This is a genomic window from Streptomyces diversicolor (genome assembly GCF_057537855.1).
Window position 1 is genome coordinate 1 of the sequence record NZ_BAAJXA010000027.1, and the last position, 22,546, is coordinate 22,546.

The window sequence follows — 22,546 nt, forward strand, 5'->3', positions numbered from 1 at the left end:
AGCCCTCGCGAGGCGCTTGCAGCACCTTCGTCAGGACGCCGGCCTCACCGGGAAGGAGCTCTCCTGCCGGTGCGGCTGGCATCCGGCGAAGACGACCCGCATCCAAAAGGGCGAGGCCGCACCCTCCGACGCGGACATCAGAGCCTGGTGCGCGGCCTGTGGAGCGGACGACCAGACAGAGGATCTGATCGCCACGGCGCGGGTCGTCGACTCCATGTACGTGGAGTGGCGGCGCATCCACAAGAACGGCATGCGCAAGGTCCAGGAGGACTTCTACACTCTCCACGAGCAAGCGGCCGTATGCCGCGTGTACTGCTCCAACGCCGTTCCCGGGTTCTTCCAGACCGCCGACTTCGCCACCGCCCTGATGCAGTCGATCACCGACTTCCAGGGAACCCCCAACGACGTCGCCGAGGCCGTCACCGCCCGCCTCGCCCGTAGTCGGTTCCTGTACGAGGGACACCACCGCTTCGTCGTGCTGTTGGAGGAGTGGGTTCTGCGCTCGCGGATCGGCGACCAGGAGACGATGGCAAACCAGCTCCGGCATCTGCTCGACGTCCTGCCACTGCCCTCGGTCTCGCTCGGCGTCATCCCCTTCACTGCCCAGCGCGTCATCTGGCCCCTGGAGGCGTTCTACGTCTTCGACGACGCCCACGCCGTGGTGGAGACCCTGACCGCCGAGATCAACATCAGGCAACCGCGCGAAATCGCCGACTACCGCAAGGCGTTCGCCGAACTCGCGAAGATGGCCGTCTACGGCGACCATGCTCGCGCCCTCATCAACTCGGCGATCAGCGCCCTCAGATGACGTTCCGCAATAACCCGCAATTTCGTTGAGCCCGATCTCACGTCGTTTGTACGGTCGTTGACGCCGCCGGAAGGCCAGGCTCCCCGTGCCGACGGCAGTGGAGGACAGGCCCAGCCCTGCGTCTCCGTAACCGGGCTGGGCCGTCCCTTCGGAGGGATCACCCGTGACGACGACCGCCGCCAGACCCGCTTCGATCGGCGCACCCGGCTACAGCGAGACGACGCCGTGCGAGCCGGAATCCGCACGCCGGGCCCGCCCGCTCATCAGCGCCGCCCTCAACACCTGGAGCATAGGCAACCCGGTGGACACAGCTCTGGAGGGCCTGCGCACCTTCCTGTAACCCACAGGCTCCTGGCCGACGACCGAGAGACAGCACCGACCGGGAACGGCGCCGGGGGGCTTCCCCCGAGGTGCCCCGGCGCCATGCACAGCACAGCTCCATCAGACGAGCCCGGCCGGACATGGCCGGGAGAACCGAAGAGGAAGGAGCACGAGGTGGCACAGAGCACGCCTCCGCCGTCGGCCCCGAGTGGCCTCCTGGTGGCAGTAGAGGAACTGGCCGCCGTCCACGATCGCTACGACAGCCTCCGGTCCGACAACGCCGGGAGTTCGGGCGATGCCCCGTGGCCGGGCGGTGACGGCAACCTGACCGACATCGAGTAGCACCAGGCGGCGGGGGTTCGCGCGGTTCGCCGTGCGGGCCCCCGCCGCAGCTGCGTCACGTGGTCGCACTCATGAGGAGGCAGTGATGGAACACCAGTTGATCGAGGCCGTCGAGACGGCGCTCGGGTGGAACGGAGTGGACGAGCTCGGCAAGTGCTTCGTGCGGGGGAGCATCGACGCCCCGGCCCTCGTCTCCCGCATCCTGACCCCGAACCACTTGCTCGACATCGCCATGCGCAGGAGCCTGAACCGCCCGCAGTTCCGGTGCTTCCAGAAGGGCGAGGAAGTCCACCCGGCCGTCTACTACACCGACACCGTCAGCCCCCGGGGCCAGAGCATCCCCATGGTCAACATGCGCAGCCTGGGCAGGCTGCTGGGGGAAGGCGCGACGCTCATCCTCGACCAGGTCAATGTCTTCGACCCGACGATGGAAGTCGCCTGCCGGGCATTGCAGTGGTGGTCCCACGAGCGGGTGCAGGTCAACGCGTATCTGACGACGAACGACGCTGCGGGCTTCCCGCTGCACTGGGATGACCACGACGTCCTGATCATCCAGCTCGCCGGCGAGAAGGAGTGGGAGGTACGCGGAACCTCCCGCAAAGTCCCCACGTACCGCGACTCCGACCCCAACAGCACTCCGACCGAAGAGATCGTCTGGGCCGGTGTCATGAAGACGGGCGACGTGATGCACATCCCCCGGGGGCACTGGCATCAGGCGACCCGCAACGGCCACGGACCGGGCAAGAGCCTGCACGTCACGTTCGGGATCACCAAGCGCACGGGAGCGAGCTGGCTCGCCTGGCTGGGCGACTGGTGCCGAGAGCACGAGATCTTCCGGCACGACCTGGATCGCGTGCACGGGAGGGGCACTCAGGCCCTGACCGACGCTGCCGTCCGGCTGATCGGCGAGCGCCCCCCGGCCGAGTTCCTGGCCGCCTACGAGCAGACGACGGCGCTCCCACGGCACGTGCCGTTCCTCGACGTCCTTGGACCGCTCGACGCCGCGGTGTGTACCACACACTTCCCTCCCCAGATCCGAGAGAACGGCGAGACCGTCGACGTCGTGGCCTCGGGGAAAAAGATCACGCTCACGGCCAAGGCCGTGCCCGCGCTGCGTCTGCTGTTGAGCGGCAGGCCGGTCCCGCTGGAACAGGCGGCGGCCGTCGTCGGGGCCGAAGTCGCGGAGGTGGCCGAGATCCTGGTGAAGGAGGAGATGTGCGCACTGCTGACTCCCGAGTTGTCCTCGGGCTACACCGGTCTCGTCACGAACGCCGTCTCCTGACCGGCGCTCTGGATCTCGGCGTCGCCGCGATCGACACCAGCACCAACTACTTCGGCTTCCGCTCTCATGAGGTCTTGGCCCGGATAGCCGGCGATCTGCTGCCGGACTTCACGCTCTCCACGAAGGTGGGCTACTTCCCGGGGGCGGACCGGTCGGACCACTGTCTGGACCCCACTCGGCTGTATGGGGCCGTAGAACAGGCGGTCCGGGACCTCGGACGAGAGCCGGACGTGGTGTTCCTGCACAACCCGGAGGACTCGCTCCAAGAAGCCACCCCTCACAACCGGGATGTTCTGGCTTTGGCATGCGCCGCCCTCGCCGACGCCGCGGCGAAGGGAATGTGCGGGGCCTGGGGCATCGCGTCCTGGGACGCGTCACCACTGCCGGCGCTGATCGACCCGACCACACCGAAGCCGTCCGTCCTCATGGTCCGTGCCGGCTTGCTGGTCGGCATCAGAACACTCGACGCCGCGGATGCCCTCGCTGAGGCGTTGGCAATGGGTGGCAGCATGGTGTGGGGCATGAGCCCGTTCGGAGGCAGCACGGGCGCCCCGGTGTGGGACAGGATCGACCCCCGCGTCTTCCTCCGAGGCGGCGCCGGACTCTCTCCTGTACAGGCGGCCTTCCGGGCCGCCTACCGCCTCCCCCAAGTCGACGGCATTGCCGTGGGCACCGACGAACCCGCTCATCTGGGCGAACTGATCAGTGCTCTGGCCGGCGAGGTCGATGAGCAGGCGGTCCGCCAGTACCGGAGCCTCCTCCGAGGCCGGTCGCGCGGTCAGCCCGTCTGAAGCTCCGCGACGATCTGTTCGGCCATGCGGCGTGCGGGCTCCAGCCGAGGGTCCTCCGGGTGCGCATCCGGCCCGAGGATCTTCGAGCACACGAACAGCGTCATCAGCTTGCCGTCCCGGCTCTCCAAGTCACGGCGCCGCTCTTGCCGTACGCGATCGGCCAGCGCCGGGACGGCAAGCGAGCTTCCCCACAGCGAAGCGGAGTCCAGCCCGCGCGGTGCGTTCCCCCAGTCCTCCCAGTCGAACAGGCAGAACGTCGGCGCGGTCATGTTGGCCCAGTTCAGATCCGCGTGGGCCGGCACCCACCGCTCAACGGTCGTGTCGAAGTCACCAGCGAACGCCTCACGGACGGACTCGGTGACGAGGGCCTGCGTGATCGTGACCGTGTCCGGGGTGGCGACGCGCCTCGTGTCCTGAGCCGCGAGCGCGTCCAGCGAGGTGTTCAACGCCTTCCACCACTCATCCGTCAGCTTCGGGTCCCCGCTCAGTACGGCGGCGCCGATCGGCGTACCCGGCAGAAGCTCGGTCTCGTCGGCCCGCCACATCACAGGCTCGGCCGCATCCCGCCAGACCACACATCCCTGCCACGCGGGCTGAGCGATGCCCTCCAGCCGAGCGGCGCACTCGGTACCGTTCCAGCCCTGAACGCCGATCTTGTCGAGCCCTCGCCGCTCGATACGCACCCACGTATCACGATCCGTCCGCGCCCCGACCGAGCGCCGCTTACGGACAACTGTGTCCCGTTCCAGTCGCGTCAGAAGCGATCGCTCCACTCGGTCAAGAACCGCATCAACGGGTTCAACCCGCAGGTCAGAGACACGAGCCACAGATACGGAGAGCGTCACATGCGTGACCGTAGCACCGGGCCAGCCCGTACAGGCTCACGGTTCTCCACAAAGAACCCGGCGGGACGGCATGGCGGAGCCACGACGTCGTCCTCCACGCTGCCCTCGCTCGTCCTGCGGATGTGGGCCGACCACCCCGTACGACGGCGGTGGGCAGGTACGTGAGGCCGACCCGACGCGGCTGTGGGCGCAGCCCAGACCCCCCAGAGGCGCGAGGCTGTATCGATATGCGGCCCCGCCGCGATGGGATCCCTCAGGCGAGCGCCCCGAAGGGGCGCGGGGCTGTATCGATATGCGGCTCCGTCGCGCGGGCGCGACCAGCCACGACGAGGCGCCCAGACGCCGGCACAACCAAACCCCGCCAGGGACAACGCCCCCAAAGGGGCGCGGGGAACTGCGCGACCAGCCACGACGATCCCGCACCCGCCAGACGGCATACCGAGGCACCCCCTCAGGCGCCCAGGCCACGACGGCGCCGCAGTCGCCACACGACACCCCGTGGCACCCCCTGACGCGCCCAAGCCCGGGTACGGCTACGCGCAGCCAGGCAACACCCCGAGGCCCCCCAAGCGGCCAAGCCCTCGCAGACGGGGTACTAGACAGGTACCGGACACGGAAAGGCAAGGGGTCATGAGCGGGTCGCAGCTCTGGGACGACGTCGACTTCTACTTCACCAGCCACCTCTCACCGGACGACGAGGCGCTACAGGCGGCCCTGCGCGACAGCGAGGCCGCCGCCCTGCCGCACGTCAACGTCACCGCGAGCCAGGGCAAGTTCCTCCAGCTCCTGGCCCAGATCCAGGACGCCAGACGCATCCTGGAGATCGGCACGCTCGGCGGCTACAGCACCATCTGGCTCGGCCGCGCCCTGCCCGCCGACGGCCGGCTGATCTCCCTGGAGTACCGGGCGAAGCACGCCGAGATCGCCACCCGCAACATCGCCCGGGCCGGCCTGGAGAAGGTCGTGGAGGTGCGGGTGGGCCCGGCCCTGGAGTCGCTGCCCAAGCTCGCCGACGAGAACCCGGCCCCCTTCGACCTGGTCTTCATCGACGCCGACAAGGTCAACAACCCGCACTATGTCGAGTGGGCGCTGCGCCTCACCCGCACCGGCAGCCTGATCGTCGTGGACAACGTCGTCCGCGGTGGCCGTGTGCTCGACGCGGAGAGCGAGGAGCCGGACGTCGTCGGCACCCGCGCCGCCATCGAACTGATCGCCGCCCACCCCAGGCTGTCCGGCACGGCGATCCAGACGGTGGGCAGCAAGGGCTACGACGGCTTCGCGCTGGCCCGCGTACTTCCGTGACGGTTGGATCGGTGCCGCCGCGCGGGCACTACACCTCGTGGTAGAAGCCGACGTTGACGCTGCGCGGCCCGGAGCGGTCCTGGACGACTATCTCTCCGGATCCGCCCCGCGGCAGCGCCACGCTGGCGCCGTACGCGACGCTCTGGGCGTACTCCCCGACCGTCAGCCGCACCACGGACGACGGATCGGGCTGCGAGCCGCGCAGCCAGGTCACCTGCCAGCCGCCGTCGGGCCCGCACAGGAACTCCAGGTGCACCCGGGAGACGAACAGCCAGTCGTCGGGCGTGGCGAGCCGGCATACGGACCCGTCCCGGCCCACGCGCAGCACCGCGCCCGGCTCGCTCGGCGCGTCGGCCATGAGCATGCCGGCCGTGGCGCCCGCGTCGGCCCCGGAGACGGTGGCCATGGTGAGTTCGAGCACGTGCGTTCCCCCTGAGATGCGCGGCGTTCCGTCGTGAACTGCCTTTGCGGCAGCGGCCGAATGATAAATCGCCCGGCGTCGTCGCGTCCGGCACAATGAACACATGACCGAGCGAAAGCCACCGGGCGTGCCGTTCGAGTCCTGGGTCGACCGGCAGATCCGTGACGCGCAGGGACGCGGCGACTTCGACCGGCTCACCGGCGCGGGCAAGCCGCTGCCGCGGGATGTCGAGGCCACGTACGACGAACTGTGGTGGGTCAAGCGCAAGCTCGCCCGCGAGGGGATGGCGTTTCTGCCGCCTGCGCTGGCGCTGCGCAAGGAGGCGGAGGATGCGCTCTTGGCGGCGTACGCGGCTCCTTCGGAGCGGGTCGCGCGGAAGATCATCGCGGACATCAACGTCAAGATCCGCGACATGATGTTCAAGCCGCCGCCGGGGCCGGCGCTGGGTATGAAGCCGTACGACGTCGAAGAGGTCGCGCGGGAGTGGCACCGCCGCCATGCCCCTCCGGGGGGTTAGCCGGGGGCGCGTCAGGGGGTGCCTCGATATGTCGTCTGGCGGGTGCGGCACCGTCGTGGCCGATCGCGCAGTTCCCCGCGCCCCTTCGGGGCACCGGCCCCGGCCGGGGGTCCACCTGTACCGAAGCTGCGGCGCAGCAAGGAGTGCCTCGGTGTGTCGTCTGGCGGGTGCGGCACCGTCGTGGCCGATCGCGCAGTTCCCCGCGCCCCTTCGGGGCACTGGCCCCGGCCGGGGTCTACCTGTATCGGGGGTTTGGGCGCCTGAGGGGGTGCCTTGGTGTGTCGTTCGGCGGGTGCCGCGCCGTCGTGGCCGATCGCGCCGTTCCCCGCGCCCCTTCGGGGCGCGGGGGGAAATGTGGTTGCGTGTGGGGGCGGGGAGGTTCCGAGAATGGGGGGCATGGTCTGGACCGTCGCCCCCGAACCCTACGACTCCGACGTCGCCGCCGCGCTGTGGCGGGCGTACTACACGGAGGTCAGTGACCGTTGGTATCTGCTGCACGAGGGGCGTCACACCGACCCCAGCGAGCTGGAACGGGAGATCGGCGCCGCTTCGGGTGCCGAACTCGCCCCGCCTACAGGGCAGTTGCTGGTCGCACGGTACGACGGTGAGCCCGCCGGCTGTGCGGGCGTACGGCTCCTGGACCCCGCCACCGCCGAACTGACCCGGGTCTTCCTCCACGAGGACCGGCGCGGCCGGGGCGGCGCCACGCTGCTCGTCACCGCCGCCGAGGGCGCGGCGCGCGGCCTCGGCGCCACGCGCATGATCCTCGACACGCGCGGCGACCTGGTGGAGGCCCGCGCCCTGTACGCGCGCCTCGGCTACACGGAGACCGAGCCGCACAACGAGGACCGGTACGCCGAACACTGGTTCCGCAAGGATCTCGGCCCGCGCCCGGACACCCGCCGGAGCCTCAAGAGCACCAACGGGACCGAGCCGACGGCCAAGGGCCTCAGCTGAATTTCGGGGCCGGTCCGGGCTGCGGCTGCTCGCGCCGCGAACCGCACAGTTCGTCTGTCAGTTGTTTTACCAGGCGGTCCAGGTCGGTGGGGCGGTCCGGGCCCCACCAGTCGCCCAGCAGCTCCGCCAGTGACTCCTCACGGGCCCGGGCCAGCCGGTCGGCGGCCTCGCGGCCCTCGGCGGTCAGATACAGGTCAAGGCCCTCGCGCACGGCGAGGCGCCGCTCCTCGACCTGCCGGGCGGCCGCCATGACGACATGCAGCGGAACCGGACCCCGCTCGGCGAGCACACCGGGCTCCACCGAGCCGTACTTCCGCATCCGCAGCAACAGCCAGCTCGCCCCGGGAAGCAGGTCGTACCCGGCCCGTTCGGTGAGCTTCTGGTAGACCTCCCGCCGCCCGTCCCGGGTGCCGAGCAGCGACAGCGCGCGGCACACCTCGTCGTACGAGGACCGCTCGACCGGGTTCGAGGCCAGCGTCTCCGTCCCGTCCGGCGCCGTCACCGAGGCGCGCAGCCGGTCCTCCTTCAGGAACCACGCCAGGACGAACCCGAGCAACGCGACCGGAGCCGCGTACAGGAAGACGTCCGTGATGGAGGCCGAGAACGCGTGCAGGGCCGCCGGCCGCAACGGCGGCGGCAGCGCGCCGATGCCGCGCGGGTCGGCCTGGAGCGCGCCCGGCGTGATCCCCGGCGGCAGGTGCACGCCCCGCAGGGCGGCGACGAGTTCGGTGCCGAGGCGGCTCGCGAACACCGTGCCGAAGATGGCGACGCCGAACGAGGCGCCGATGGAGCGGAAGAAGGTCGCGCCTGAGGTGGCGACGCCCAGATCCTCGTACGACACGGCGTTCTGCACGATGAGTACGAGGACCTGCATGACCAGGCCGAGGCCCAGACCGAGGACGAAGAAGTACGTGCTCATCAGGGCCGTGGAGCTGTGCTCGTCGAGCCGGTGCAGCAGGAGCAGACCGATCGTGGTGACCGCGGTGCCGGTGATCGGGAACACCTTCCAGCGGCCGGTACGGCTGACGATCTGCCCGGAGACGGTCGAGGACAGCATCAGGCCCACCACCATCGGCAGCATGTGCACACCCGACATCGTCGGCGAGACACCGTGTACGACCTGGAGGAACGTCGGCAGGTAGGTCATCGCGCCGAACATCGCGAAGCCGACGATGAAGCTGATGAGGGCGGCCAGCGTGAAGGTGCGGATACGGAAGAGTTCCAGCGGCAGGACGGGCTCGGCGGCCCTGCGTTCCACGCCGACGAACCCCGCGGCCAGCGCGGCGCCGGCCGCGGCGAGGCCGATGATCTGGGGCGAACCCCAGGGCCAGGTGGTGCCGCCGAGGGAGGCGATCAGAACCAGGCAGGTGGCGACCGCGGCGATCAGCAGGGTGCCGAGGTAGTCGATGACGTGGTGGGCGGCCCGGCGCGGGATGCGCAGCGAGGTGGCGATCACGGCGAGGGCGACGATGCCGACGGGCAGGTTGACGTAGAAGACCCAGCGCCAGCTCAGCTGCTCGGTGAGCAGGCCGCCGAGCAGCGGTCCGAGCACGCTGGTGGTGCCGAAGACCGCGCCGAACAGTCCCTGGTAACGGCCTCGTTCGCGGGGCGGGACGAGGTCTCCGACGATCGCCATCGACAGTACGATCAGGCCGCCGCCGCCCAGCCCTTGCAGCGCCCGGAAGACGATGAGCTGCGGCATGTCCCGGGCCATGCCGCACAGCGCGGAGCCGATCAGGAAGATCACTATCGCGAGCTGGAAGAGCCGCTTGCGGCCGTACTGGTCGCCGAGCTTGCCCCACAGCGGGGTGGCGGCGGTCGACGCCAGCAGGTAGGCGGTGACCACCCAGGAAAGGTGCTCAAGGCCGCCGAGGTCGCTGACGATGGTGGGCAGCGCGGTCGACACGATGGTCTGGTCGAGGGCGGCCAGCAGCAGTCCGAGGAGCAGGGCGCCGATCGGCACGAGGACGTTTCCGGGGACGCCCTGTGCGCCCCTGGCGTCCTGCGTGGTGCCGTGCGTCTCCAGCGCCATGGGACCTCCCTGGCTTCCCTCCTTTTTTTCTCACCTTCCATCGTGAGCGGTGTCACCCGTTATGGCCTGTTGAGTACCGCGGAAATCTCTCCGGAACCTGCCCTTCCGGGGGCTTCCGGGCGGGAGATGTGTGGGAGGTCTGCATAATCTCTGGAGATCGCGCGGGGACGCGAGGGAGGGGACGACACACATATGACGGATCCGAAGGGCCCCGGGGATCCACGGGCCAAGGCAAACCGGGGGACCAACACGGACCCACGGAACGCGGTGGGCCGACGGAACGCGGTCGGCCGACGGGACGCGGTCGGCCGACGGGACGCGGTGGGCCCAGGGGACGCGGTGGGCCCAAGGGACGCGGTGGGCCCAGCGGACGCGGTGGTCGCGCAGGGCCCGGCCAGCCCACAGGGCGCGTCTCCCTCACGGGGCACCACAAGCCCGCATGGCACGGCAGGCCCGCAGGGCGCACCTCACCCGCGGGGCGGGGCAGGCCCACAGGGCACGCCCTACCCGCAGGGCGCGCCTCACCCGCGGGGCGGGGTAAGCCCGCAGGGCACGGCACAGCCGCAAGGGGACTCCGGGCCTCAGGGGGGCGCTGGCCCGCGGGGCGGGAGCGCGCTGGAGGGCGGGAGCGAGCTGGAAGGCCGGGGTGAGCCCGAGGGCGGCGCGGGGGCCGAAGTCGGGGTGGGGTCCGTGGGCCGGGTGGATTCTCAAGGCGGGGCGCGCTCGAAGAGCGGTGGAGGGCAGGCGGGCAGCCCGTGTCCGGAGTGTGGGGCGCCGCGTGGGGTGGACAACTCCGCGTCCTGCCGCTGCGCGCAGCGCGCCTCCGACGCCCTCCGCGACACCCGCACCGCGGAAGCAGCCGCGGCGGAGGACTTCGATCCGCTACGGATACGACCGTACGTCGACCTGGCCCCCACCGGCACCGGCCCGGACACGCCCCCGAAGGGGCGCGAGGAACTGCGCGACCAGCCACCCACCACCCGCACCCAACAACAAACCCAGACAGAAGGGGCCGTCCCGGGGGCCGAGGTCACCATGGCGTTGCGGCAGGTCCAGGCCGAACCGCCGGAGGCAAGACGTCGCCGTACCCTCCTGCTCTCGGTCACCGGAGCCGCGGTCGCCACCGTCACGGCGGCCGGTTTCGCGAGCGGGCTGTTCAGCTACGAGACGCCGTCACGGGACGGGGCGGCCCCCGAGGACATCCGCGCAAGCGTGCCCGAGCGGACGACCGAGTCGGCCACGACACAGGCACCCCCGACCACCGCGTCCGCTCCCCCGGCCGCCCCCACCCCCTCCGCGTCCACGAGCCAGTCCCCGACGACGTCCCCCACCCCGTCGCCCTCTCAGTCGGGCACGGCCACCCCTTCCGCCACCCCGTCCCGTTCGCCGGAGGCGTCCCGTTCGGCGACCGCCGCCGACACGGCCGAGGAGCCGACCCCCGTCCCGGGCCCGGTCCTGCGGCGCGGTGACAGCGGCCCCGAGGTCACCGAACTCCAGCTGCGCCTCAAGCAGGTGAACCTGTACTGGGGTTCCGCGAACGGCCGCTTCGACCGGCACCTGGAAGACGCCGTACGCACCTACCAGTGGACCCGCGGCGTCCGCGAGGACGAGTCAGGCGTCTACGGCACCGCCACCCGGACCAGCCTGGAGTCGGAGACCTCCCAGCCCTGACCCCACGCCTCACCCGGGCCCCGCTCGGGCACACACGTTCGCGTGAAGTGACGGAAGGAACTCGCATCGCAAAATCGAACAGGCGTAGCATTGCCGCGTGGCTGAGACCTATGACTTTCCGAGTGACCTGCTCGCCGGTCAGGAGGAGCTGCATCAGGTCCGGGCCGAGCTGTCGGCCCTGCTGAAGCGGCTCCCCTGGTCGGTCGAGCCGCTGGACGGCTTCAGCGACGACCAGGGCTGGCGGAAGGTGGAGCGACCCGCGTCCCCGGGCTGGACGGATGACGAGCAGGCCGAGGTGGAGAAGCTGCGGCAGCGGGAGCACGAGCTGGCGGTGTTCGTCAGCACGCACCGCTTCTGGGCGGAGGTCGCGACGGCGGAGCGGGTGGACGCTCGGATGGGGCTCAAGCACACGCATGGGAAGCCGCCCGCGGGGCCGGACACCGGGTGAGCCCGGACCCGGCGGGAGCCCGGCCCCGTGCGGCAGACGGACCTCCCATGGCGGGCGGGCCTCCCGCGGCCGGCGGGAGCCGTGCCGCAGGAACCGCAACGAAGCGTCAGCGTTTGATGCGTCCGCGGACGGCGAGGGCGGCGAGAGCGAGCAGGGTGGGTTCCATCAGACGGGAGGCCATCTCGATGTAGGTGCCGGCGGTGGTCAGGTCCTGTCCACTGGAGCGGAACACGACCGAGTTGAGCGTGACGTTCAGAGCTTTCTCGAAGCGGTCGCCGGTGAACCTGTTCCCGACGGGGTTCTGCGGGTCCTCCTTGTCGATCTCGAAGGTGACCTCGCCTCCCCCCGGCGGCACGGTGCCGGTCGCCGCCTGCTTCGGGGAGTGGCCGGGGAGTCCGAAGCCCATCAGCAGAAGGATGGTGACGAGCATCGCGGCAACCAGCCAGCCCATGGCCCGGGAGGCGCGCAGGCCATAGCCGGACAGCAGCCAGTAGCCGTGCAGCAGCCCACGTTCAGCACGGCTGGTGCCGGTACGGTCATGGCGGCGCATCTCCATCTCGCCGTAGTAGAAGTCCGCCGCCCCCGGCTCGTTCTTGCCGTCCTCGAATGCCTTGCGCAGCGCCCGGTACACCGGCGCCAGCTGCGCCGGACCGGCAGACCCGGCGCCGAGTACCGCCGCGTTCCAACCGGGCACCGCTGCCGGCTGTCGCGCACGCCAGTGGTGTTCCTCGGCGAGAGTGCGGCGCCGCGTGAAGCGCACCGGGCGCCGACGCCGCCAGTGCAGGCCGGGTGGGACCTCGGCGAAGGAGCATGTGCCCTCCAGCCGTAGCTGGTCGAGATGCACCGTCCCGGTGAACAAGCACCCCGACAGATCGACATCAGCGAGGACCAGGTGGGCCGCGTCCACTCCGCGCAGCGATGCCAGCCGTACGGCGGCGTCGGGTGTGCCGGCGCAGACCTGTTCTCCGACCGGTCGTCCGTCGGGGAGAAGGAAGCGGTCGGGTTCTGCCGCGATCGTAAGGGGGTATTCGAAAAACGCGTGGGCGAAGTCCACTTTGGCATAGCGCAGGCGCAGTTCGGCCGTGGAAGACCAACGCGTCCTCCGGCACTCCACACGACGCGCGGCGAGCGACAGGGTCACCGGACCGCTGAACACCGCCCCCGACAGCACCACACGCCCAGCGCACACCAATGGTCCGAGGGAGTCCGCCCGCTCGAAAACCGCCTGTACGAACTGGGCGTCGCCCTCGAAGGTCGCCGAATCGAACCGGGCGTCGCCCTTGAAGGTCGCCACATCGAACCGAGCCTCGTCCTGGAAGGTCGCCGAATCGAAGTGGGCGTCGCTCTCGAAGGTCGCCTCCGCGAACAGGACGCCGCTCTTGAAGGTCGTAGACCTGAACCCGATTTCATCCTCGAAGGTCGCAGCCCTGAACGCGACGGGATTCTCGAAGGTCGCCGAATCGAACCCGCCGATGCGCTTGAAGACGGCCCATCCGAACACGGCGATGTCCTCGAAGGTCGCCGACGCGAACCAGACGCTCAGCTCGAAGGTCGCCGAGTCGAACCGGGCCTCGCCCTTGAAGGTCGCCGAATCGAACCAGGCCCTGTTCTTGAAGGTCGCCGATCTGAACCCGGCGGCCCTCTCGAAGGTGGCCGAATCGAACTGGGCGGAGCCCTCGACGGTCGCCGAGTCGAACTCGCTGGCGGCGCGGAAGGTCGCCAGCCTGAACCCAGCGTCGCCACGGAAGGACGCTGAGACGAACCAAGCGCCGCCCTCGAAGACCGCCGAGTAGAACCAGGCGGAGTCCTCGAAGGTCGCACAGTTGAAGTCGGCCAAGCCCGTGAAGGTCGTCGAATCGAACTTGGCGCCGTGCTTGAAGGTCGCCGAGTCGAATCGGGCCACGCCGATGCGGGGGTCTCCGGTGGCCGGGTCGCGCAGGGCGTCGAGGAGCGCATTCAGGAGGGGCCAGGTGAAGCGCGTACCGCTGTGGTCGATGTCGTCGCCGGCGGACAGACCGGCCAGATAGGCGTCGCGGTCGATGTCGGTCAGATGAGCCAGGCACGCGGTATGGCCGGGGACATGGATGCCTCGGCAGCCGACAGCGTCCGTGGCGGGATCCGCGCCGTGTGCGCAGTGCGGCCAGGCAGGCGCCCCGGGCAGAGGGGGTTGAGGTGTGCGGGGTGTGCTCATCGCGTGGCGGCTCCGCTGCTCCGTGCCGGTCCTGGGCTCGTCGGGGGTAGGACGTGTGGTTGCTGCCCGGCAGTTCCTCCAACGAACCTCGGGGCACGTGCCATCGAAGCCTGATCGCCGCCGCTGTGGAGCAGGGGCCCGTGGCCGGCGTGGACTCCAGCCCGGGACGCCTACGGCAACCGGTCCTCCTCGGCGCCGCCCTCCTCGCGCGCCCGGTCGATCTGCGCCATGTGGTCCTCGGCCCAGGTCCGTACCACGGCGAGCGCGCACTCCAGGGAGAGGCCGAGGTCGGTCAGCCGGTAGTGGACGCGCGGCGGTACGGACGGCTCGACCCGGCGGGCGACCAGGCCGTCCCGGGTCAGGTTCTGCAGGGTCACCGACAGCATCTTCTGCGAGACACCCGGCATCCGGCGCTGGAGTTCCCCGAAGCGCACCTCCCCGGGGGACGCCTCCGCGAGCACCTTCACCGCCATCGACGTCCACTTCGTACCGATCCGGTCGAGCAGCCGCCGCGTGGGGCAGTCGGGGTCGAACAGGTCCCCGCGCCTGACCTGGAAGGTCACCTGAAGCTCACCACCTGAGACGAAAGTGCGGTCTTGGACGGCCCACGCTAGTCACCTAACGTCTCCTTGTCACCAATGGTGACCCATACTTTTCACCACCATCCGGCAAGAAGGCGGACACATGGAGCTGCACACGGTCAGGGCCAACGGGGTCGAACTCAACGTGGCCACCGCGGGAGCGGGCCCCGCCGTGCTCCTCCTGCACGGCTTCCCGCACACCTGGCGGCTGTGGACCCACGTCATCGACGACCTGGCCGCACGGCACCGGGTGATCGCACCGGACCTCAGGGGCTTCGGCGACAGCGCCCGCCCCGCCGACGGCTACGACGCGGGCACCCTCGCCGACGACGCCGAAGCCCTGCTCACGGCACTCGGCGTGACCTCGGCGGCGGTGGTCGGCATCGACGTCGGCACCCCGCCCGCCTTCCTGCTGGCCATGCGCCGGCCCGACCTCGTACGGCGACTGGTGGTCATGGAGTCGCTGCTGGGCCGGCTGCCCGGCGCCGAGGAGTTCCTGGCCGGCGGGCCGCCGTGGTGGTTCGGCTTCCACGCCGAGCCCGGACTGGCCGAGTCGGTGCTGGCCGGGCAGGAGGAGACGTACGTCGACTGGTTCCTCGACCGCGGCACGCTCGGGCACGGGGTGCGGGCCGACATCCGCGACGCGATCGTCCGTACGTACGCCGGCCGCGAGGCGCTGCGCGCCGCCTTCGGGCCCTACCGGGCGCTGCCGGTCAGCGCGCGGCAGATCGACGCGGCCGTGGCCGCGGGGCGGCTGACGGTACCGGCGACGGCGATCGGCGCGCATCCGGTGGGGCGCGCCCTGGAACGTCAACTACGGCCGTACGCCGACGACTTGACCGGGCATGTGCTGGAGGGCAGCGGGCATATCGTGCCGCTGCACCGGCCCGACGCGCTGCTGTCCCTGCTGCGGCCGTTCCTCGCCGCGTCCCGGTGACGGCTCCCTCTGGGGCGGGAGTGCGGGAGACTGGGCGTATGTGCCGGAGTATCAAGACCCTGCGTCCGCCCGTGCTGCCGGAAGAGGCCACGGAAGAGGAGATCCGCGCCGCGGCGCTTCAGTATGTGCGGAAGGTGTCCGGGTTCCGGGCGCCGGCCGCGCACAACCGGGAGGTGTTCGACCGGGCCGTGGACGCGGTGGCGCGGGCTACGGCGGAGCTGCTTGGTGGGCTGGAGGTACGGGGTTCGCTCCGCGGGTAGGGCGGAGGGGGGCGGTGGGTCGGTGCGGGGTGTTTTCGGCCGGTTGCGCAGTTCCCCGCGAGCCCCTGCGGGGGGCCTTGGCCGTCGTTTCGGGTGCGGGTCCGTTGTGGTTACTCGCGCCGTTCCCCGCGCCCCTGAGCGGCCACCGGTTCGTCGTCGGGTGCGGGTTCGTTGTGGTTGCTCGCGCCGTTCCCCGCGCCCCTGAGCGGCCACCGGTTCGTCGTCGGGTGCGGGTTTGTTGTGGTTGCTCGCGCCGTTCCCCGCGCCCCTGAGCGGCCACCGGTTCGTCGTTGGGTGCGGGTTTGTTGTGGTTTCTTGCGGCGTTCCCCGCGGCCCTGAGTGGCCACCGGTTGGCGGTTACCGTGGCTCTTGTTGAGGGGTTTATGTGGGGCGGCGCATCCAGTAGGTGGCTGCTGCTCCTGCTGCGAACAGGGCTGCCAGGGAGACTGCCGTGGCCAGCCAGGTGGCGCCCAGCCACTGCGCGCCGAAGTAGCCGAGGGCGACGCTGTAGGCGGCCCAGGACAGGCCGGCCAGGGCCGACCAGGGGAGGAAGTCGCGGGCGCGGCGGTGCGCTGCGCCCGCGCAGAAGGAGACGACCGAGCGGCCGGCCGGGGCGAAGCGGGCAAGGATCACCAGGGCGCCGCCGCCCCGCGAGAGCGCCGCACCGAGGCGTTCCTGCGCCGTGGTCAGACGGCGGGAGCGGGCGATGGCGCGATCCAGCCGCTTCCCGCCGCGCCAGGCCAGGCGGTACGCCACCAGGTCGCCGAGGACGGACGCGGTGGCCGCGGAGAGGATCAGGGCGAGCATGTCGGGCACCGCGTGCGGGACCTGCCCGGTGGCCGCGCCGGAACCGGCCGCCGCCGTGGTGGCCGCCGTGATCACCAGCACCCCGCTCGGCAGCACCGGCAGGAACACGTCGAGCAGGACCGACAGGGCCACCATGGCGTATATCCACGGTCCGGAGGTCAGTGACCCCACGCTCTCCAGCACGACGACTCCCATTGCTCCCCCGATGACAGCCATACAGCGTACGCGGCGGGTGTGACAGCGGGGACGTCGGGGGCGAAAGAGGCTGAAGAGAGTGGGGCGGGGCTCAGACCGTCACCGGTTCCTGGTCCGCCGGGCGTTCCCGCTCGGCGGACGCGCGCCGGGTGAGCAGGCCGTCCAGGCCGAGCGCGCCGGAACCGGTGAAGACGAGCAGGAGGAAGGCCCAGCAGAACAGGGCCGACAGCTCGCCGCCGTTCTGGATCGGCCACAGGGCGGCCTCCTGGTGCACGGTGAAGTAGGCGTACGCCATGGAGCCCGAGGCGACCAGCGCGGCGGCCCGGGTGCCGAGGCCGAGCAGTACGAGGGCGCCGCCCGCGAACTGGATCACGGCCGCGTACCAGCCGGGCCAGGTGCCGGCGTCGACGGTGCCGCCGTCGCTGCCCGCGGCGCCGCCGAGGACGCCGAACAGCGAGGCGGCGCCGTGCACGGCGAAGAGCAGGCCGACGACGATCCGGAACAGTCCGATGGCGTACGGCTGAGCGGAGTTGAGGCGTGCGGACATGTGGGGGTCTCCTCATCGGTTTCGGTCGGGCCGGCCGGGGACGGGCCGGTCTGGTGCGGGTACCGAACGAGGCGACCAGGTTAGGTTGACCTAATCGATGCTTGCAAGTTCAACATCCGGCCACGGTGCCGCCTCCGTTTGCGGTTCCGCTTCCGCCCCGGCCGTCCGCAGAACCGCCCGCGCCACCGCGTCCGCGTCGGACAGCGTGACCGAATCCACGCCGGGCCTGGCCCCCGCCGCGGTCACCCAGTGCACCCCTTCGGTGGGCACTCCGAACGCGAACCGCCGTGCGTGCGGCTCGCCTTGACGGTCCATCAGGCGATAGGGGCGCACGGTCACATCCAGCCCTCCGGTCTCGTAACCGTCGACGGTGTTCGGCCGGCACTCGCCGGTCCGCAGCAGCCCGGCGAGCAGTTCGTCCGCGGTGCGCCGCAGATCCGGTTCCGGAAGACGCGCCTCTATGAGAGTCGTCACACGCACCGCCGAGCCGGGCACTTCCGGTGAGTACGCCGTCCACGCCCCGTCCGCGCCGCGCACCTCAAGCCGCGGCCCCAGCACCTCCACCACCCCCGCGTCCAGCAGCGCCGCCAGCTCCTCGATGCGCCGCCGCGGCGGGCCGATGGACAGGAACGCGTTCAGCGGGGTGTACCAGCGGTCCAGGTGGTCGCGGCGGGAAGCGCCGGCCAGCCCTCCGTGGTCGACCACGAGCCGTATCTCGTTGCGCAGGTCGCGCAGCACGTCCAGGGCCGCCTTGAGGGGGCCGGCGACATTGCCGAGCGCGGCCTGCGCGGCGTCGTCGCGCAGATGGGCGCGCAGCCACGCCCGCCACTGCTCCCGGTCCGCGAAGTCCCGTCCCGCGTACGGCCGGGAGATCCGCTCCCAGCACCAGCGGTCGGCGTCCCGTATCCCGAACTCGTCCAGCAGCAGGGCCTCTTGGGGATCGCCGTGCGGGACGGCGAGGAACCGCCCGGCGAAGTCGGCACGCCGGGTCAGCGCGCCGTAGTAGACGGTCTCCACCTCCTTCGCCACCAGCGGCCATATCTCCGCCAGGAAGTCCGGCGGTTCACCGGAGTCCGCGCGCTTGCGGAAGCCCGCGATCACCTCCGGGGTCAGCACCCGCGGGGTGTGCCGGCCGTACGGGCCCTTCGCGTTGTCGCCGCGCGCCTGATAGGGGACCCCGCGGCGGGAACCGGCGTACAGGCGCGGCTCGTCACCGGAGGGCGTGTAGCGCAGGGTGCCGTCGGCGCCCCGGGCGAACCGTCCGCCCCGGCCCGTGGTCAACAGGGCCAGGTGGTCGAAGAAGTTGAGGCCCAGGCCGCGCAGCAGCACCGGCTCGCCGGGCGCCAGCGGGGCGAGGTCGACGTCGGCCGGGTTGGCGGGCGGTATGTGGCGCAGGCCGTGCTGCTCGGCGTACTCCGCCGCCTCGCGCAGCGCGCGGTCCGCGCGCGCCGGGAGGTGACCCTGGGCGAGGACCACCGCCGCGAGTCCGGTCAGGGTCCGGCCGTCGTCCAGGGTGAGCACCTGCCGACCGTGGGCGTCGTCGGCGAGCCGTACGGCGCGGGCCCGGTGGGTGTGGACGCGTACGGCGTCCGGGGCGTGCCGTACGACCCGGGCGAACACCCACTCCAGATAGCGGCCGTAGTGGGCGCGGGTCGGGTAGTCGTCGGGGCCCAGCTCGCCGTCCGCCCACTCGTGCAGGCTGGGTCCTGGCCGGATCGGTCCCGAGCAGTCGACGCTCTCGTCGGTGAACAGTGTCACCTGGCAGGCCACGGTGTTCATCAGCAGTTCCGGCGGCTGAGCGGTGCGCCAGACGCGGCCCGGTCCAGGCGGCGCCGGGTCGATCACATGGACCGTCAGCCGGACGCCGGGCGGGAGCAGCTCCGGCGCGGAGGCGCAGAGGCGTTCCAGGACGCTGGTGCCGCGTGGACCGGCGCCGACCAGGGCGACGGAGACCGCAGAGGATTCCTCGGTCGGTGCAGACAAAGGTGAGACTCCCGAGCATGTGGGGCGCAAAGCAGCGAAACGTCCGCAGGAAGCGGACGGTCCGCCTCATCATGCCGCCGCCCACCACGGAAGCCAACGCGGGTCCCACAGGTCCCGGTTGTCCCTCATGGACGGGTGAGGAGGGAGTCCTCCACGGTCGCCGGGTTCCCGACCGGGAATCCGAGGATTGCCCTCGCGGGCCGGCGAGGGGGGGCATCGGCCGTCGGAGCGGGTTTCGGCACGGCACCGTGCTGGCGGCTCCTGTCGCGCTCCCCTGTCGGGACCATGCACGCCGCCGGGCGACTGCGGCACCGTTGCGGCTGGTCGCGCAGTTCCCCGCGCCCCTCCGGGGCACGAACCCGACAGGCAGGGGCCGACCCCGCCGAAGCGGGAGGTAGGGGGCGGTGAGAAGCGGGGCGTCCGCCGTCGTCGGCTTCCGGCCCGGGCGGGACCGCGCTCTCAGGGGGTGGTGAGGTGGGTGTTCTGTGCTGTTGTCAGGTTGCCGTTCGGCGCTGCCTGGTCCAGGCGTAGCCGGGCCGAGCGTCCGGCCAGCGTCAGCGTCATGAGCTGGTTGCCGAACCAGGGGCCGCCCGTCCTGCGCCAGGACACCGGCGGCTGCGGGCAGCGGCCGTGCCGGGCCAGCCGGCGGCCCAGGCCCCGCGCCACCCCGCTCCAGCCGAAGCGGAAGCCCAGGCGGATCGAGAGCGGGATGGAGTTGTGCACCGGGGAGCAGGTGAGCTGGAGGACCCGGGCGTCGGGCGGGCCGGCCGGCCAGGACGGCTCGGCGACGTACGCGTGGTGGACGTCCCCGGAGAGGACCAGGACGGTCGCCGGCGCGCCCGGCCCCGAGCCCGCCTCGGCGAGCAGTGCGGCCAGCGCGGCGAAGGATTCCGGGAAGGCCGCCCAGTGCTCCAGGTCGGCGCGGCGGCGCACGTCCTCGCCGAACCGCGCCCAGCGGGCCCCGCGTTCGCCCCGGCACAGCGCCGCGTTCCAGGTCTCGGCGTCATGCACCAGGTGCGGCAGCAGCCAGGGCAGCGAGCTGCCGATCAGCAGGTGGTCGCAGGAGCCCCGGTCGGCCAGCGCCTGCTCGCGCAGCCAGGCCGCCTCGCCCGGGTCGAGCATCGCGCGGCCGTCCTCGTCGAGCACCCGGGCGGCCCGGGTGTCCACCATCAGCAGCCGGACCCGTCCGAAGTCGCGGCGGTAGCTCCAGCGGACCGAGGCGGGGTCGGCGTCGGCCCCGGCCGCGAAGGCGCGCAGCACGTCGGTGGCGTCGGGGGTCTCCCGTACGGCCGCGTACAGCGGGTCGGCGGCGAGTTCGGCCGGAGAGAGATTGCCCAGGTGCTGGTGGACCCAGTACGACATCAGGCCGCTCAGCAGCCGCTCGCGCCACCAGTCCGTGGCCCGCATGTCGGCGAGCCAGGCCGCGGAGGTGTTCCAGTCGTCGATCACGTCATGGTCGTCGAAGATCATGCAACTGGGCACGGTGGACAGCAGCCAGCGCACCTCGGGGTGCAGCCAGGACTCGTAGTAGAGCCAGGTGTACTCCTCGTAGTCCGCGACCTCCGCACCCGGAGGATCGCTCAGGTCGCGGCGGGCGGCGAGGCGGCGCCGGATCGCTCCGGAGGTCTCGTCGGCGTACACCTGGTCGCCCAACAGCAGCAGCACGTCGGGCCGTTCGCCGTCCGGGTCGGCGGCCAGCCGGGCGGCGAGCGAGTCCAGCGCGTCGGGGCCGACGGGGTCGCGTTCGCCTGCCGGGGGCGCGGCCCAGCGGCAGGAGCCGAAGGCGATGCGCACGGTGTCGTCCGCGGCGGGCGTGCGGATCGCGGACGGCGGGAAGGGCGAGTCGGGCAGCGGCCACACGCGCGTGTCGTCAAGGAACACCTCGTACGCCGTCGAGGTGCCCGGCGTGAGCCCGGTCACCGGGACCAGGGCGTAGTGATGTCCCGCCACCTGGAAGGTGCGGGCCGTGCCGCCCGCGCCGTCCGCGCAGCGCACCTCGGCGGCGCACGGCCGGCTCGCCTCGACCCAGACGGTCGCGGTCCTGCCGTCGGCGTACCTCAGCAGTGGTCCCAGGCGCAGTTCGGCCACGATCACCCTCCTCCGTCGTCCCGTACGGTACGGAACGACGGAGGCGGCCGGGGCGGTTCCGGGGATCAGCAGCCGCTGAGGTAGCTGGTGAGGGCGCTCTTCTCGGCGGAGTCGACGGAGAGGTTGTAGTAGTACTTCACCTGGACCCAGGCGCGGGCGTACGTGCAGCGGTAGGCCGTGCGGGACGGCATCCACTCGGCCGGGTCCTTGTCGCCCTTGGCCTGGTTCACGCTGTCGGTGACGGCGATGAGCTGCGGACGGGTCAGGTCGTTGGCGAACGCCTGGCGCTGGGACGTGGTCCACTTACTGGCGCCGGAGTCCCATGCCTCCGCGAGCGGGACGACGTGGTCGATGTCGACGTCGGAGGCGGCGTACCAGGTGGCGCCGTCGTACGGGGAGTACCAGCTGCCGCTGGTGGCGGCGCAGGAGGAGTCGGTGACGACGTTCGAGCCGTCGCGCTTGAGGACCGTCTCGCGGGTGTTGCAGGTGCCGCTGATGGTGATCCAGTGCGGGAAGAGGTCGCGGCTGTAGCCGGTGCGGTTCTCCGTGGCGACGGTGAGCTGCGAGAGGTAGCTGCGGGCGGTGGCGCCGCTGACCGGGGTGGGGAGCGCGGCGGAGGCGGTCGGGGAGTTGAAGAGCGCGACGGAGGCTATGAGACCGGTGAGCGCGGCGAGTATGCTGAACCGTCGACGCGCGTAGAACTTGGCCATGCGAACTCCCTTGAGGGGTGAGGGGGTTGGGGTGCGAGCGTGGGAATGCTCGCGGGCCCGTGTTGCGTGCGGGTGTGTGCGCGGTAAGAAGTTAGTGACGCGCGCATGACAAGCACAACCCTCACTTGCGGCGTCGTCTTGGCCGGGGCGCCCAAGGGGGTGCCTCGGTATGGCGTGCGGCGGGTGCGGGTTTCGTTGTGGCTGGGCGCGCCGTTCCCCGCGCCCCTGAAATGCCGGGCCGCGCCCAGGAGTTCGGCCTCGGTCCGGGCGCCCAAGGGGGTGCCTCGGTATGGCGTGCGGCGGGTGCGGGTTTCGTTGTGGCTGGGCGCGCCGTTCCCCGCGCCCCTGAAATGCTCGGCGGCGCCCAGGAGTTCGGCCTCGGTCCGGGCGCCCAAGGGGGTGCCTCGGTATGCCGTATGGCGGGTGCGGCTTCACACATTCTCCGCTTCGTTCACGCTTGCATGTCAGGTCCATGACGATACGGTTCCTGTTGCGCCCGATTGGATCGAT

The 22,546-nt window shown here is 71.3% G+C and carries 22 protein-coding genes; 12 read left to right on the forward strand and 10 right to left on the reverse strand.

All coding sequences use genetic code 11. The annotated features are described in order from the left end of the window. The 5 genes from AC27LF_RS28575 to AC27LF_RS28595 form a co-directional block, all read left to right on the forward strand. A partial coding sequence (locus AC27LF_RS28575; protein ID WP_479663257.1) for a helix-turn-helix domain-containing protein occupies positions 1–808 on the forward strand: 808 nt, incomplete at its 5' end. A 163-nt stretch (positions 809–971) separates the two neighbouring features. After that, entirely contained in the window at positions 972–1,148 is a 177-nt protein-coding gene (locus AC27LF_RS28580; protein WP_479658212.1) for a hypothetical protein, read from the forward strand. A 155-nt stretch (positions 1,149–1,303) separates the two neighbouring features. Next, the gene (locus tag AC27LF_RS28585; protein WP_479658213.1) at positions 1,304–1,471 is read left to right on the forward strand and encodes a hypothetical protein; all 168 of its coding nucleotides are present in this window, start codon (positions 1,304–1,306) and stop codon (positions 1,469–1,471) included. 85 nt (positions 1,472–1,556) lie between these two features. Further along, on the forward strand, positions 1,557–2,753 hold the full coding sequence (locus tag AC27LF_RS28590; RefSeq protein WP_479658214.1) for a JmjC domain-containing protein: 1,197 nt from the start codon (positions 1,557–1,559) through the stop codon (positions 2,751–2,753). Further along, the gene (locus AC27LF_RS28595; RefSeq protein WP_479658215.1) at positions 2,687–3,544 is read left to right on the forward strand and encodes an aldo/keto reductase; all 858 of its coding nucleotides are present in this window, start codon (positions 2,687–2,689) and stop codon (positions 3,542–3,544) included. Before AC27LF_RS28590 ends, AC27LF_RS28595 begins: the two co-directional genes overlap by 67 nt. Here the strand turns inward: AC27LF_RS28595 and AC27LF_RS28600 are convergent. Then, positions 3,532–4,389, reverse strand: coding sequence for a hypothetical protein (locus AC27LF_RS28600; protein ID WP_479658216.1), 858 nt, complete (start codon positions 4,387–4,389; stop codon positions 3,532–3,534). The genes AC27LF_RS28595 and AC27LF_RS28600 overlap by 13 nt on opposite strands. A 630-nt stretch (positions 4,390–5,019) precedes the next feature. Between AC27LF_RS28600 and AC27LF_RS28605 the strand changes: the two genes are divergently transcribed. Then, positions 5,020–5,691 carry an O-methyltransferase gene (locus AC27LF_RS28605; RefSeq protein WP_479658217.1) on the forward strand — a complete coding sequence of 224 codons (672 nt, stop codon included), beginning with the start codon at positions 5,020–5,022 and terminating at the stop codon, positions 5,689–5,691. 28 nt (positions 5,692–5,719) lie between these two features. Here AC27LF_RS28605 and AC27LF_RS28610 read toward each other — a convergent pair whose 3' ends face one another. Beyond that, positions 5,720–6,112: a hypothetical protein gene (locus tag AC27LF_RS28610; RefSeq protein WP_479658218.1), complete on the reverse strand. Its 393-nt coding sequence runs from the start codon at positions 6,110–6,112 to the stop codon at positions 5,720–5,722. A gap of 103 nt (positions 6,113–6,215) precedes the next feature. Here AC27LF_RS28610 and AC27LF_RS28615 point away from each other — a divergent pair, with 103 nt between their 5' ends. Both AC27LF_RS28615 and AC27LF_RS28620 read left to right on the forward strand, forming a co-directional pair. Continuing rightward, positions 6,216–6,629: a DnaJ family domain-containing protein gene (locus AC27LF_RS28615; protein ID WP_479658219.1), complete on the forward strand. Its 414-nt coding sequence runs from the start codon at positions 6,216–6,218 to the stop codon at positions 6,627–6,629. A 396-nt stretch (positions 6,630–7,025) separates the two neighbouring features. Continuing rightward, positions 7,026–7,586, forward strand: coding sequence for a GNAT family N-acetyltransferase (locus AC27LF_RS28620; RefSeq protein ID WP_479658220.1), 561 nt, complete (start codon positions 7,026–7,028; stop codon positions 7,584–7,586). Here the strand turns inward: AC27LF_RS28620 and AC27LF_RS28625 are convergent. Next, positions 7,579–9,618 carry an MDR family MFS transporter gene (locus AC27LF_RS28625; RefSeq protein ID WP_479658221.1) on the reverse strand — a complete coding sequence of 680 codons (2,040 nt, stop codon included), beginning with the start codon at positions 9,616–9,618 and terminating at the stop codon, positions 7,579–7,581. The genes AC27LF_RS28620 and AC27LF_RS28625 overlap by 8 nt on opposite strands. Before the next feature lie 783 nt (positions 9,619–10,401). On the opposite strand from AC27LF_RS28625, the gene AC27LF_RS28630 reads away from it, so the two are divergent. Beyond that, a complete protein-coding gene (locus AC27LF_RS28630) occupies positions 10,402–11,289 on the forward strand; it encodes a peptidoglycan-binding domain-containing protein (RefSeq protein ID WP_479658222.1) in 888 nt (295 codons plus the stop codon). 97 nt (positions 11,290–11,386) lie between these two features. Continuing rightward, a complete protein-coding gene (locus tag AC27LF_RS28635; RefSeq protein WP_479658223.1) occupies positions 11,387–11,737 on the forward strand; it encodes a hypothetical protein in 351 nt (116 codons plus the stop codon). Between the two features lie 106 nt (positions 11,738–11,843). Here the strand turns inward: AC27LF_RS28635 and AC27LF_RS28640 are convergent, their stop codons facing one another. Both AC27LF_RS28640 and AC27LF_RS28645 read right to left on the reverse strand, forming a co-directional pair. Next, entirely contained in the window at positions 11,844–13,928 is a 2,085-nt protein-coding gene (locus AC27LF_RS28640; RefSeq protein ID WP_479658224.1) for a pentapeptide repeat-containing protein, read from the reverse strand. A gap of 170 nt (positions 13,929–14,098) precedes the next feature. Then, a complete protein-coding gene (locus AC27LF_RS28645; protein ID WP_479658225.1) occupies positions 14,099–14,491 on the reverse strand; it encodes a winged helix-turn-helix transcriptional regulator in 393 nt (130 codons plus the stop codon). Between the two features lie 121 nt (positions 14,492–14,612). On the opposite strand from AC27LF_RS28645, the gene AC27LF_RS28650 reads away from it, so the two are divergent. Both AC27LF_RS28650 and AC27LF_RS28655 read left to right on the forward strand, forming a co-directional pair. Next, a complete protein-coding gene (locus AC27LF_RS28650) occupies positions 14,613–15,446 on the forward strand; it encodes an alpha/beta fold hydrolase (RefSeq protein WP_479658226.1) in 834 nt (277 codons plus the stop codon). A gap of 38 nt (positions 15,447–15,484) precedes the next feature. Further along, complete coding sequence (locus tag AC27LF_RS28655) at positions 15,485–15,706, forward strand: DUF2277 domain-containing protein (protein WP_479658227.1); 222 nt, start codon at positions 15,485–15,487, stop codon at positions 15,704–15,706. Between the two features lie 381 nt (positions 15,707–16,087). Here AC27LF_RS28655 and AC27LF_RS28660 read toward each other — a convergent pair whose 3' ends face one another. The 5 genes from AC27LF_RS28660 to AC27LF_RS28680 all read right to left on the reverse strand — a co-directional run bounded on the left by AC27LF_RS28660 (position 16,088) and on the right by AC27LF_RS28680 (position 22,036). Further along, positions 16,088–16,708 (reverse strand): DedA family protein, encoded by a 621-nt coding sequence (locus AC27LF_RS28660; RefSeq protein WP_479658228.1) that lies wholly within the window; start codon positions 16,706–16,708, stop codon positions 16,088–16,090. 91 nt (positions 16,709–16,799) lie between these two features. Beyond that, positions 16,800–17,255 carry a DoxX family protein gene (locus AC27LF_RS28665; protein WP_479658229.1) on the reverse strand — a complete coding sequence of 152 codons (456 nt, stop codon included), beginning with the start codon at positions 17,253–17,255 and terminating at the stop codon, positions 16,800–16,802. A gap of 90 nt (positions 17,256–17,345) precedes the next feature. Continuing rightward, positions 17,346–19,238: an FAD/NAD(P)-binding protein gene (locus AC27LF_RS28670; RefSeq protein ID WP_479658230.1), complete on the reverse strand. Its 1,893-nt coding sequence runs from the start codon at positions 19,236–19,238 to the stop codon at positions 17,346–17,348. A 459-nt stretch (positions 19,239–19,697) separates the two neighbouring features. Next, the gene (locus AC27LF_RS28675) at positions 19,698–21,326 is read right to left on the reverse strand and encodes an alkaline phosphatase D family protein (protein ID WP_479658231.1); all 1,629 of its coding nucleotides are present in this window, start codon (positions 21,324–21,326) and stop codon (positions 19,698–19,700) included. A 65-nt stretch (positions 21,327–21,391) separates the two neighbouring features. Beyond that, entirely contained in the window at positions 21,392–22,036 is a 645-nt protein-coding gene (locus AC27LF_RS28680; protein ID WP_479658232.1) for an HNH endonuclease family protein, read from the reverse strand. Positions 22,037–22,546: the final 510 nt, after the last annotated feature.

Bases quoted from the DNA above. Each gene is read 5' to 3' on its own strand.
- AC27LF_RS28640 (WP_479658224.1), bottom strand. From the start codon at position 13,928: ATGAGCACACCCCGCACACCTCAACCCCCTCTGCCCGGGGCGCCTGCC.
- AC27LF_RS28620 (WP_479658220.1), top strand. From the start codon at position 7,026: ATGGTCTGGACCGTCGCCCCCGAACCCTACGACTCCGACGTCGCCGCC.
- AC27LF_RS28665 (WP_479658229.1), bottom strand. From the start codon at position 17,255: ATGTCCGCACGCCTCAACTCCGCTCAGCCGTACGCCATCGGACTGTTC.
- AC27LF_RS28625 (WP_479658221.1), bottom strand. From the start codon at position 9,618: ATGGCGCTGGAGACGCACGGCACCACGCAGGACGCCAGGGGCGCACAG.
- AC27LF_RS28660 (WP_479658228.1), bottom strand. From the start codon at position 16,708: ATGGGAGTCGTCGTGCTGGAGAGCGTGGGGTCACTGACCTCCGGACCG.
- AC27LF_RS28615 (WP_479658219.1), top strand. From the start codon at position 6,216: ATGACCGAGCGAAAGCCACCGGGCGTGCCGTTCGAGTCCTGGGTCGAC.
- AC27LF_RS28590 (WP_479658214.1), top strand. From the start codon at position 1,557: ATGGAACACCAGTTGATCGAGGCCGTCGAGACGGCGCTCGGGTGGAAC.
- AC27LF_RS28655 (WP_479658227.1), top strand. From the start codon at position 15,485: ATGTGCCGGAGTATCAAGACCCTGCGTCCGCCCGTGCTGCCGGAAGAG.
- AC27LF_RS28650 (WP_479658226.1), top strand. From the start codon at position 14,613: ATGGAGCTGCACACGGTCAGGGCCAACGGGGTCGAACTCAACGTGGCC.
- AC27LF_RS28605 (WP_479658217.1), top strand. From the start codon at position 5,020: ATGAGCGGGTCGCAGCTCTGGGACGACGTCGACTTCTACTTCACCAGC.
- AC27LF_RS28680 (WP_479658232.1), bottom strand. From the start codon at position 22,036: ATGGCCAAGTTCTACGCGCGTCGACGGTTCAGCATACTCGCCGCGCTC.